The organism is Roseovarius sp., assembly GCF_018066915.1.
GTDB lineage: Bacteria > Pseudomonadota > Alphaproteobacteria > Rhodobacterales > Rhodobacteraceae > Roseovarius.
In genome coordinates, this window is record NZ_JAGPVV010000104.1 from 1 (window position 1) to 11,590 (window position 11,590).

Genomic DNA, 11,590 nt, shown 5'->3' on the forward strand with positions numbered 1-11,590 from the left:
CGCCAGCCAGACATGACCGGCTCTAGAACAGCCCTTCAATCTGACCGTTGTCATTGAGGCAGATCTTCTCCGACGACGGGGTTCTGGGCAGGCCCGGCATGGTCATGATTTCGCCGGTGATGACAACGATGAACCCGGCGCCGGCGGACAACCGCACTTCACGTACAGCCACGGTGTGATCGGTCGGTGCGCCGCGCAGATTGGGGTCGGTCGAGAAGGAATACTGCGTCTTGGCCATGCAGACCGGCAGATGGCCATAGCCCTGCGCTTCCCATTCCTTGAGCTGGTTGCGGATCTTTTGATCGGCAAGCACCTCGTCGGCGCGGTAAATGCGCTTGGCGATGGTCTCGATCTTGTGGAAGAGCGACATCTCGTCAGGGTAGAGCGGTGCAAAGTTGGCTTTGCCGGACTCTGCCAGTTCGACCACCTTGCGCGCCAGCGGCTCGGACCCTTCAGAGCCCAGTTCCCAGTGACGCGACAGGACCGCTTCGGCCCCATGGCCTGCGACATACTCTTTGACTGCGGCAATCTCGGCCTCGGTATCGGTGACGAAATGGTTGATCGCCACGACCACCGGCACGCCGAAGGATTTGACGTTCTCGATGTGGCGTCCGAGGTTCGGGCAGCCAGCCTTGACCGCGTCGACATTCTCGGCACCCAGATCCGCCTTGGCCACGCCGCCGTTCATTTTCATCGCCCGCACCGTGGCCACGATGACCACGCAATCGGGCGCAAGACCTGCCTTGCGGCACTTGATGTTCATGAACTTCTCAGCGCCAAGGTCGGCACCAAAGCCCGCTTCGGTCACAACGTAATCGCTGATCTTGAGCGCGGTGGTGGTGGCGATGACCGAGTTGCAGCCGTGTGCGATATTGGCGAAGGGCCCGCCATGCACGAAGGCCGGGTTGTTTTCCAGCGTCTGAACGAGGTTCGGCTGCATCGCGTCCTTGAGGAGCACGGTCATCGCGCCCTCGGCCTTGATGTCGCGGCAGAAGACGGGCGTCTTGTCGCGGCGATAGGCCACGATCATCGAGCCCAGGCGATCTTCGAGGTCCTTGAGGTTCTTGGAGAGGCAGAGGATTGCCATGACCTCGGAGGCGACGGTGATGTCAAAGCCATCCTCACGGGCAAAGCCGTTGGACACGCCGCCGAGCGACGAGGTGATCTGACGCAGCGAGCGGTCATTCATGTCGACCACACGACGCCACACGACGCGGCGGGTGTCGATGTTCTGTTCATTGCCCCAGTAGATGTGATTGTCGAGCATGGCACTGAGCAGGCTGTGCGCGCTGGTGATGGCGTGGAAGTCGCCGGTGAAGTGCAGGTTCATGTCCTCCATCGGGACAACCTGCGCATAGCCGCCGCCAGCAGCACCCCCCTTCATCCCGAAGTTCGGCCCAAGGCTGGCCTCGCGGATGCAGACGGTGGCCTTCTTGCCGATGCGGTTCAGACCGTCACCCAGACCAACGGTGGTCGTGGTCTTGCCCTCGCCTGCCGGGGTCGGGTTGATCGCGGTCACGAGGATCAGCTTGCCGTTCTTGTTGCCCTGAACGGAGTCGATGAATTTCTGGCTGACCTTGGCCTTGTCATGGCCGTAGGGCAAAAGATCTTCGTTCGAAATGCCCCGCTTGGCGCCGATCTCTTGAATCGGTCGCTTCTTGGCCTCCCGCGCAATCTCGATGTCGCTCTTGTAACCCATAGTCGTTTCCTTCCCTCGTCTGTTGGGCTTGATCTGACCACGGTGATAGCCAATTCTCGGCATCCCACAGCATGCGAATCCGACACATGGGCCTGTGGTTGCGGCGGATCATCGCAGTCGGTGTCGGATCGGAAACCGCAATAGCGGCTCAGAGCAACGTACCGCGCGCGCGGGAGAGTTCGGACCAGACCGGCTGATCGGGGATATGCAGGCGCAGCATCTGACCCAAGGCAAGACGCCCTTCACGCTCGACCCAGGCCGTGACACCGCGCCGCCCGAGGGCTGCGCGCTTGAACTTTGCGCCAAAGCCGGGGGCGTGAGCCTCGATGACCTTGGCAGGCAGGTGGCAGGGGCGGTTTTCCATATCCACCACCAGCGTCACCCCATCCGGCCCTTGCAAGCGCGAGGAGGGCGGCAGGTGGCTGAGGTCGGGGATACCTTCGATCACCAGAGACGCACCAAGCCAAGCGGGATCAATCCTTGCGATACCCATGGTTGCGGCGATGGCGGTCAGTTCCTCGACCGAGAGCAGCGAGAATTGCCGCGTATTGCGGATTTCGGTGCCTCTGGGGTGCTGGGAAATCACCCGGCTGCAGGAAGGGCGAGTGAGGCCCGCGTGGTCTTCGCCTGCGACACCGGCAAAGGTCACGTCGACCGCGTCAAGCGGTTCTGCCGCCAGCGTCGTCTCCCGCTCAGCCACGCGGCCCAGCCAGGTGATTCGACCGTGATACTCGGTTGGCATCAATGCGGGCATTGGCGCGCGCGCCCCATTTCTTCTTGGTGAAAAATACTCGCCCCGCAGGGCCGCTCAAAGTTCGGTTCAGACCGTGAGGGTAAAGAACATCCGGCGGAACGGGAAAAGCACGGTGCCATCGGCGCGCACCGGATAGGCGGTGTGCATCACCTCTTCGTAGCGGCGGATGAGATCGCTCTTTTCGTCCGGATCAAGAGCGGCCAGAACCGGGCGGGCATAGGTGCTTTCGGTATAGCGGCGCACGGGGTGGCTGCCGGGTTCGGCGGTCAGGCGCTGGTAATAATCGGTTTCCCAGAGGCGGAATTGACCCAGAGGGGCCAAAAGCTCCTCGTACTTGATCGGGGACATGACACCGGGGGTGCCCATCTTTTCGATCCGCCCGGCAAAGAGCTCCTCGGCCAGCGACAGCCAGACGCGGTGTGAGGGTGCCTTGTTCTGATGTGGCATCTGCACGGCCAGCGTTCCGCCCTTGCCCAGCATGCGGACAAGCCGGGGCATCAGCGCTTCGTGATTGCCGACCCAATGCAGGGCTGCGTTGGAATAGATCAGGCCCGGCGCGCGGCGGGGCATCCAATCGGCGATATCGGCCTGTTGCAGCGCGTCATAGCCAGCGCCTTGTGCCTTTTCGAGCATGGCGGGGCTGGCATCGACCCCAACGATGGCGCGGTTGCCTGCGCGGGCGCGCAGCGCGTCGGCCATAACGCCATGGCCACAGCCCAGATCGACCACATCGCCCGCACCCATCTGCCCAACCGCGTTCAAGAGATCGAGCGCGGGCCGCAGACGTTGATCCCGGAACCTTGCATAGGCTCCGGGATTCCAGTCCTGTTTGGATTGTGTTGTGCTCACGTCGAGGGCTCTGGCTCCAGCCCGCCGTCGCCGGGGGTGGATTTGGGCTTGGTCTTGGGAATGGCGGTGACAGAGGGTTTGGTAGCCTCGGCGTTGCCATCGTCATCGTCACTCGACATGGGCGGCTCGCCGCGCATGACGCGTTTGATCTCGTCGCCGGTCAGGGTCTCGTATTCCAAGAGACCCTGCGCCAGACGTTCCCACTCCGCCTGACGCTCGCTCAGGATTTCCTTGGCGCGGATATAGGCGTCGTCGATCAGGCGTTTGACCTCGTCCTCGATCAGCTCTTTGGTGTGCGCGGAAATCGAGAAGCCACCGGCACCATTGCCCATGTAACCTTCGTGCGCCTGTTCATAGTCGATATTGCCGACCTTGTCCGACATGCCCCAGCGCATCACCATGGCGCGCGCGAGGCCGCTGGCCTGCTGAATATCGCCCGCCGGGCCGTTGGACACGTTATCCTCGCCGTATTTGAGGATCTCGGCGGCCTTGCCTGCCATGGTCATGGCCAGCTTTTCCTCGCATTCGGAGCGGTGCCAATTGAGGCGGTCGATCTCGGGCAGGCTGACGACCATGCCAAGCGCACCACCGCGCGGGATGATCGTGGCCTTGTAGACAGGATCGCATTGCGGCAGGGCAAGGCCCACCACGGCATGCCCGGCCTCGTGATAGGCGGTCTTTTCCTTTTGGCTGTCGGTCAGAACCATGGAGCGGCGTTCCGCGCCCATCATGACCTTGTCCTTGGCGTTTTCGAAATCGACCATGGTGACAAAGCGGCGACCCACGCGCGCGGCCATCAGCGCCGCCTCGTTGACGAGGTTGGCAAGGTCAGCACCGGAAAAGCCGGGCGTGCCACGGGCAATCAGGCGCAGGTCCACATCGGGGCCGAGCGGCGTCTTGCGCGCATGGACGTTGAGGATTTTCTCACGGCCCTTGATGTCGGGGTTGGGCACGGTGACCTGACGGTCAAAGCGACCGGGGCGCAGAAGTGCGGGATCGAGCACATCCTTGCGGTTGGTGGCCGCGATGATGATCACGCCTTCATTTGCCTCGAACCCGTCCATTTCCACCAAGAGTTGGTTCAGCGTCTGTTCCCGCTCGTCATTGCCGCCGCCATAGCCGGCACCGCGGTGGCGACCGACCGCGTCAATCTCGTCGATGAAAACGATACAGGGCGCGTTTTTCTTGGCCTGCTCGAACATGTCGCGGACGCGGCTGGCACCCACACCAACGAACATTTCCACAAAGTCAGAGCCGGAGATGGTGAAGAACGGCACGCCCGCCTCACCCGCGATGGCGCGGGCAAGCAGTGTCTTACCGGTCCCCGGAGGGCCGACAAGCAGCGCACCCTTGGGGATTTTGCCACCAAGGCGCGAGAATTTCTGCGGGTTGCGCAGGAATTCAACGATTTCCTCAAGCTCTTCCTTGGCCTCGTCGATGCCTGCCACATCGTCAAAGGTCACGCGGCCATGCTTTTCGGTCAGCATCTTGGCCTTGGATTTGCCAAAGCCCATGGCACCACCTTTGCCGCCGCCCTGCATGCGGTTCATGAAATAGATCCACACACCGATCAGCAGAAGGAAGGGCAGAAGCGAGACGATGAAGGTCTGAAAGCCGGATTGCTGCTGGCTCTCGGCCTTGACCGGGATGCCCGCGTCGATCAGGCGTTGGGTGATCTCGGCATCCTCGGGCTTGATCGTGGCATAGTCCTGACCGTCCGCACCGCGATAGCGGACGGTTTCGCCATCGAGCGTGACCTGGCTCACGCTGCCGCTGTCCACTGCCGCCACAAACTCGGAATACGGCACCGCGCGGCTCTGGAGGGTGTTGCCCGACCCGCTGAACAGGTTGAACAGCGCGAGGATCAACAGGAACAGCACCAGCCAGAAGGCGATATTTCTTGCGTTACCCAAGGGTTCTCTCCCAAAATTCGTATCCCCGTGCGTCTAGCACAGGGCGTCTTGATCATAAATAGAGATCACGGCCCTATCTTCAATGAGATAATAGCGGCGTGAGCAGATTGTCCCGGTCGGGGGTGAGGGTCAGCGCCCAGCCATTCGGGTGGCCCATGAGCGGGGCGGCGATCAGCGTTTCGCCTTGCCAGAGGCCGGGGGTGGCCAGCGCCGAGGCATGCGGTAGGCCGCTGAGACGCCAATCCGGGCAAGCGCACAGGCCGTTGGGGCCTAGGGGGGCAATTTCGACATCGGGGGATGCGGGGCCGGTCGCCCGCCAGCGATGATCCCAGAGGGCCGTTGCGGGCGTGCGCAAATCCCGGACCGCGGCATATTCCCGCGTGAGGCGAAGTTGGCCGTTTTTAACAGGAAGGAGCAGGCAGCCATTCAAGGTCATGCCCTGACCTGCGCGCGCGGCTTGGATCAGCGCCGCGAGGGCAGCGCCGCGCGGCGGATAATCACCGCCGCCCAGCCAGTGCAGCGCGGCCTGCATCAGGCGGCGGGCGATTTCCTCGGGCAGATCGTTGAAGCCAGTCTGCGCGATCAGGATATCCCCAGCCTGCACGCGCATGAGGGCGCGGGCAGCGGTTTGGGTGCTGTGATCCAGTGCTGTGCGCGCCTCGGACAGGGTGCGCGCCACATCGGCCAGCGTCGCGGCGTCGAGGCCCAACGAGGCGAGGGCCGCGAGAACCTGACGCGCGCGCGGGCGCAGATAGGCGGTGTCGTCATTGGTGGGATCGTCGATCCACGTTTGCCCGAGGGCGCGCAGGTGATCGCGCAGAGTGTCACGCGCCACTTCGAGCAGCGGGCGGTGAAAAGTCACGCCCGCTTGGGTCCAATGCGGGCGCATGGCGGCAAGGCCATCGACACCCGCGCCGCGCGCCAGCCGCATGAGGAAGGTTTCAGCAAGGTCGTCCTGCGTGTGGCCAATGGTGATATCCTTCAGGTCACGGGCGCGCGCCCAGTCACTCAGGAGGGTATAGCGCGCGCGGCGGGCCTGATCGGGCAGATTGCCTGTGCCGTCCCAGCCCTGCCAGTGCAGAATGTCGTGGGGGATGCCGAGGCGGGCACAGATTTGCCCGACATCTGCCGCCTCTTGCGCGGAGGTCGCGCGCAACCCGTGATCGACGGTGACAGCGGCAACAGTTGGACCGCCTGTGCGCTGCCAGTCGTGGAGGAGGTGGAGGAGCGCCAGCGAATCGCTCCCGCCCGAGACTGCTACGCCCAATCGCGCCGGAATTTGCCCCGCGAAATGCGCCGCGAGGCTAATCTGCAACGGCGCGGCGGGCGGGGTCACGAACAGCCCAGGCGGCCCATCTCGGATTGCGCGGAAGAGACTGCCGCTGCTGTCGGATAGCGGGCCGCAACCTGCCCCAGTGTCACGCAGGCCTCTTGGGTCTGGCCCAGGCGGCCCAGCGCGCGACCGAGGCGGAACAGCGCCTCCGGCGCTTCGGTCCCGTCTGGGGCGGCACTGAAACTGTCGAGATAGGCGCGCGCGGCTTCGCTCTGCTGGCCTGCCGCCTCGAGCGCCTCACCCCGCAAGAGACCGGCCCGACCCGACAGGGGGCTGCCGGGATAGGTCGAGAGGAAGGCGGCAAAACCTGCCGCCGCCTCGGTGTGATTGCCCGCCTGCAAGGCTGCCTCGGCGCGGTCGAAATCGTCACGTTCACCAATGGCAAGCTGAGGGTTGTCGGCTGAGCCAACCTCGGGGGTGGTGGGAAGCGGGGTGGCCCCGCCGCCCGCTGTCACCGGATCGACGCCCCCCAGCGTGCTTCCCGGCTCTAGCGTGGCGATGTCACAGGTCGGTTCCAGTTCGCAGAGGCGAAATTCCAGATCGCCCACGCGGTTGGTGCCATCGGACACCACACGGTCGATCCGGAATTCCAGTTCTTCGGTCTTGGAGGTCAGGCGCTGAACCTCGCTTTCGATCGCATTCACGCGGTCGACAAGCGAGCCGCCGCCGCTGAGTTGCCCCGCGGCGCCGGTGGTGCTGAGTTCGCGCTTGAGATGCTGCAAGGTGACAAAAAGCACCGACAGTTCCTGACGGATGTCGGCCAGCGTCTGCTCTGTCTGCGCCGGAGCATGCTGCGGCGCGACAAGAAGACCAGCGGCCAGAATAAACGCGAAACGGCGCATGGTGCTGCCCTCTCTCTTGGCTTAGCTGCCGAGACCGGCGGCAAGCACCGTCACCGCACGGCGGTTCTTGGCGTAGCATGCCTCATTGCTGCAAATCTCGATCGGGCGCTCCTTGCCGTAGCTGACAACGCGCAGGCGATTGGGGGACACACCGCGACCGATCAGATATTCCTGCACCGCATTCGCCCGGCGCGCGCCGAGGGCGAGGTTGTATTCGCGGGTGCCCTGCTCGTCGGCGTGGCCTTCGATCACGGCGGTAAAATCGCGGTTGGTCGTCAGCCAATTGGCCTGACCGTCGAGCGTGACCTGCGCCTCGGATCCGAGCGTGGATTGATCCACGGCAAAGAGCACGCGGTCGCCCACGGTCTGCTGGAAATAGGCTGGCGAGGTCGGGTCCTGCGCGGAGCCGGCAAAGCCCGCACCGGCATTCGCGCCATTGTTGAGATCGACGGAATTGCCGTCGTCAAAGCGGTCGGGATTGGTACAGGCGGCCAGTGCCAGCCCTGCACAGAGGATCAGTGTCTTGCTCAGATAGGTCATTTTAGCCCCGTTCGTTTCTGCCTTGGCCTGTCATATCACAGCCCGCGTCCCAAGGAAACGCAGGCCTTGTGGGTTCAGTTCTGAAGCGGCGACCACGAAGGATCGCTGGCCCCGGTGTTTGTGGGCACCTGTTTGAGATTGCGCCCGGTGATGTCCACCGAATAGAGGCTGGCCTGACCCTGTTCGCCTTGGGTTTCGCGGGTGAACATGATGACGCGGCCATTGGGGGCCCATGTCGGGCCTTCGTCGAGGAAAGAGGCGGTCAAGAGACGCTCTTCGCTGCCATCGGTGCGCATGACACCAATGTGAAAACGCCCCTTGGACTGTTTGGTAAAGGCCACGAGATCGCCGCGCGGCGACCAGACGGGCGTGCCATAGCGCCCCTCACCAAAGCTGATGCGCCGGGCCTCGCCACCGCCTGCAGACATGATGTAGAGCTGCGGTGTGCCGGAGCGGTCGCTCTCGAACACGATCTGGCTGCCATCTGGGCTATAGCTGGGGGCTGTCTCGATCGAGGGGGCGGTGGTCAGCCGAGAGCTGGCCCCGCTGCCGATGTCCATGGTGTAGAGATCGGTGTTGCCGCCTTGGGTCAGCGAATAGACCACGGTGCGCCCGTTGGGTGCAAAGCGCGGTGCAAAACTCATGGTGGCATCCTGCGTGGGCAATTCGCGCCGCCCGACACTGGCCACGTCGAGCACGTAAATCTTGGGAAAGCCGGTTTCATAGCTGGTGTAGAGCACGCGGTCGCCCGTGGGCGAGAACCGGGGGGCCAGCACGATGCTGGTGCTGTCGGTCAGATATTGCACATTGGCCCCGTCGTAATCCATGATCCCCAACCGCTTGGCGCGCTGATCCTTGGGGCCGCTCTCGGCGACAAAGACGACGCGGCTGTCGAAATAGCCGCCTTCGCCAGTGATGCGGCTATAGACCTGATCGGCGACCTTGTGGGCGATGCGCCGCCAGCCGTCCTGTGTGCCGACAAGTTGCTGGCCTGCGCCCAGTTCTTGACCGGAAAACACGTCATAGATGCGGAATTTGGCAACGATGCGCCCGGCACCATCGGTGCTGACCGCACCGGTGATCAGAGCCTGCGCATTGATTGCGCGCCAGTCGGCATATTGCACCGGGCTTTCAAAGCTGGTGATCCGGCTGATATGGGCCGAACTCGGGATCTGGCGGAAAAGCCCGGTGCCGGTGAGATCGGCGGCGATCACGCTGGCGATGTTGCGGCCAAGTTCCTGACCGGCCGCGCTGTCCGATACGAAATCAGGCACGGCGAAAGGCATCGGTTCGATCACCCCTTCGGTGATCTCGATCCGAAGCGGGCCATTGCCCTGCGCCAGCGCGGGCATGGCCCAAAGTGTGAGGGCCGCAAGGAGGGTCATCATAAAGCGCATCATTTGATCCTCATACTCTCCGGATTGAATGTCATTTCGATGTCACGCCACTGGTCATATTTTTCCGGCGGCAAGTTGAACCCATTGGCCCCGCAACGGATGATCGCCCGGCGCGCCGCCTCGAACGCCTGACGCGCGGCGGCGTCACCACCGCCCGAAAAGCTGTCCATGCGGATCGAACCGTTGTCCGGCTTGCCATCCTCGCTCATGCGGACGGAAACCACAACCGTGGTGCCCAGCGCCTCGGTGCTGAGAGAGCCAACGTTCCAGCATTGCTGCACGGACACGCGGAGTGCATCTTTTTCGCCCGATGTCAGCGGCGGGCCGCTCGGGGCGGTGTCGGTTTGCTGGCTGGTGCCAAGGGCCGCAGCGAGAGCGTCGTTGACCGCACTCTGATCGGTGGCGGGGGCCGCGGGTTTCGGGGTTTCGGTTGTGGCCGGTTTCGGGGTTTCGGCGGGCTTTGGGGTCTCGGCTTGCTGCACGGGGCGCGCGGGCCGCGGCTTGGGGCGCAGCGACGAGGTGGGCGCGGTATCCTTGGATTCCTCTGCCTCGGTCACGATCTCGGTGGCGGCCTCTTCCTGTGCGGTGGCTTCAGCGGGCTCTTGAGGCACTTCAGCCCCCTCGTCAGGGGCAACCTCGGGCTGAGCCACCTCGTCAATGCGCACGTCGGGTTCGGGCGGGGCCACAGCCTCAGGCGCGACGCGGGGCGCGGGACGCGGTTTAGGCCGAGGCGAGACCTGCGGCACCATGACGGCCACGTCCTCTTGCGGGGTTTCCATCACAGGGGCTGTGTCTTCGACCTCGGCGGGCGCGGGCGGGGTGATCTCGGTGACGTCCGGCGCGGGATCGGGCGGCGCGGTCTCCTGTGCCTCGGGCGGCGTGCTCTCGGGCGCGGTGTCGGGGGTGGAGGCGAGCGGCGGCGCGGCATCGCCCGGCGCCGGCGGCTCTGGCGTGTCAACGGTGGCGACAGCCTCGGGCGAGGTGGTGCGCGCAAGAAGGGCCGCGAAATCTTCGGTGGAAATAGTCGTGGCCTCCACCACCTCGAACGGTGGCGGGTCAGAGCGGAACACGCCCCCAAAGAGGGCCCAGCCGATCAATGCCAGATGGCCCGCGCCCGATATGATCTGTCCGGTATTCACCAGATGCGCCCCTAGCCGCCCTGCCCGTCAAGCGCCGGGCCGCCAGCGTCTGTCACCAGCCCGATATTCGCAAAGCCGCCGTTGTTGAGCGCGCCCATGATCTGCATCACTTCTTGATAGGGCACGGCCCCGTCGGCGCGCAGAAAGACGCGGGTGCTGTCGCGTTCTGACGCAATGGCACGCAGACGGACGACAAGCTCGTCACGAGGCACTTCGGAGGTCTGGATAATCACCACGCCTTCAGCGGTGACGGTGACGGTCAGCGGCTCTTCTTCCTCGCTGGGCAGGGAATTGGCGGCGGTCTTGGGCAGTTCCACGGGCACGCCCACGACCATGAGAGGGGCGGCCACCATGAAGATGATCAAAAGCACCAGCATCACGTCCACAAAGGGCGTGACGTTGATTTCGGCCATCGGGCGCGAACGGCCGCGCCCGCGCCTGCGGCGCCCGTGATCGCCTGATTTCTGAACAACACCCGCGCCCATGACCTAGCTGTCCAACTGACGGCTGAGAATGGTGGCGAATTCGTCGGCAAAAGCCTCGTATCCCGCCACGATCCGGTCGGCGTCGGCGCTGAGCTTGTTGTAGAAGATCACCGCCGGAATGGCCGCGATCAGGCCAAGGCCGGTGGCCAGAAGCGCCTCGGCGATGCCGGGGGCGACGACGGCGAGATTGGTATTCTGTTGCTCAGCGATCTCGATGAAGGCGTGCATGATGCCCCAGACCGTGCCGAAAAGGCCGATGAAGGGCGCGGTGGAGCCGACCGTTGCGAGCACCCGAAGTCCGCTCTGGAGCCCTTCGGCTTCCTTGGCGATGGCTACGTCCATGCTGCGGTCGATCCGCGCCGTGGCCCCGGCGATCAGATTGCCGTCATTGCGGTGACTGCGCCGCCATTCCATCATCCCCGCGGCAAAAATCCGCTCAGACTGTCCAGCAGGGTCTGGGCCGATTTCATCGAAGAGACCATCGAGCGGCTCGCCCGACCAGAAGCGGCGATCAAAGATTTCGGCCTCGAGCCGCGCCTTGCGGTAGATGATGATCTTTTGAATGATGATCGACCAAGCCCAGAACGAGGCCACGATCAACATGAACATCACCAGTTTGACGATGAGGGTGGCGCGCGC

General features: G+C 64.0%; 11 protein-coding genes. All 11 read right to left on the reverse strand.

The window, feature by feature from the left end; all coding sequences use genetic code 11:
- Positions 1 to 22 precede the first annotated feature (22 nt).
- Positions 23 to 1,699 carry a formate--tetrahydrofolate ligase gene (locus KBT70_RS05760; RefSeq protein WP_296629647.1) on the reverse strand — a complete coding sequence of 559 codons (1,677 nt, stop codon included), beginning with the start codon at positions 1,697 to 1,699 and terminating at the stop codon, positions 23 to 25.
- A 148-nt stretch (positions 1,700 to 1,847) separates the two neighbouring features.
- Positions 1,848 to 2,453 carry a sulfurase gene (locus KBT70_RS05765; protein WP_296629648.1) on the reverse strand — a complete coding sequence of 202 codons (606 nt, stop codon included), beginning with the start codon at positions 2,451 to 2,453 and terminating at the stop codon, positions 1,848 to 1,850.
- A 66-nt stretch (positions 2,454 to 2,519) separates the two neighbouring features.
- Entirely contained in the window at positions 2,520 to 3,302 is a 783-nt protein-coding gene (locus KBT70_RS05770; protein WP_296629651.1) for a methyltransferase domain-containing protein, read from the reverse strand.
- Entirely contained in the window at positions 3,299 to 5,215 is a 1,917-nt protein-coding gene (gene ftsH / locus KBT70_RS05775) for an ATP-dependent zinc metalloprotease FtsH (RefSeq protein ID WP_296629653.1), read from the reverse strand. The genes KBT70_RS05770 and ftsH overlap by 4 nt, the downstream gene beginning before the upstream one ends.
- A 79-nt stretch (positions 5,216 to 5,294) precedes the next feature.
- Positions 5,295 to 6,551, reverse strand: a complete 1,257-nt coding sequence (gene tilS / locus KBT70_RS05780) for a tRNA lysidine(34) synthetase TilS (protein ID WP_296629655.1) — start codon at positions 6,549 to 6,551, stop codon at positions 5,295 to 5,297.
- Positions 6,548 to 7,390, reverse strand: a complete 843-nt coding sequence (ybgF, locus tag KBT70_RS05785; RefSeq protein WP_296629657.1) for a tol-pal system protein YbgF — start codon at positions 7,388 to 7,390, stop codon at positions 6,548 to 6,550. Before ybgF ends, tilS begins: the two co-directional genes overlap by 4 nt.
- A gap of 21 nt (positions 7,391 to 7,411) precedes the next feature.
- Complete coding sequence (gene pal / locus KBT70_RS05790; RefSeq protein ID WP_296629660.1) at positions 7,412 to 7,930, reverse strand: peptidoglycan-associated lipoprotein Pal; 519 nt, start codon at positions 7,928 to 7,930, stop codon at positions 7,412 to 7,414.
- Positions 7,931 to 8,004: 74 nt separating this feature from the next.
- Entirely contained in the window at positions 8,005 to 9,330 is a 1,326-nt protein-coding gene (tolB, locus tag KBT70_RS05795; protein ID WP_296629661.1) for a Tol-Pal system beta propeller repeat protein TolB, read from the reverse strand.
- Positions 9,327 to 10,466 (reverse strand): energy transducer TonB, encoded by a 1,140-nt coding sequence (locus tag KBT70_RS05800; protein ID WP_296629663.1) that lies wholly within the window; start codon positions 10,464 to 10,466, stop codon positions 9,327 to 9,329. The genes tolB and KBT70_RS05800 overlap by 4 nt, the downstream gene beginning before the upstream one ends.
- Positions 10,467 to 10,477: 11 nt before the next feature.
- Positions 10,478 to 10,951 carry a protein TolR gene (gene tolR / locus KBT70_RS05805; protein ID WP_296629666.1) on the reverse strand — a complete coding sequence of 158 codons (474 nt, stop codon included), beginning with the start codon at positions 10,949 to 10,951 and terminating at the stop codon, positions 10,478 to 10,480.
- 3 nt (positions 10,952 to 10,954) lie between these two features.
- Positions 10,955 to 11,590 (reverse strand): protein TolQ (gene tolQ / locus KBT70_RS05810; protein WP_296629668.1); only part of this gene is annotated, 636 nt, incomplete at its 5' end.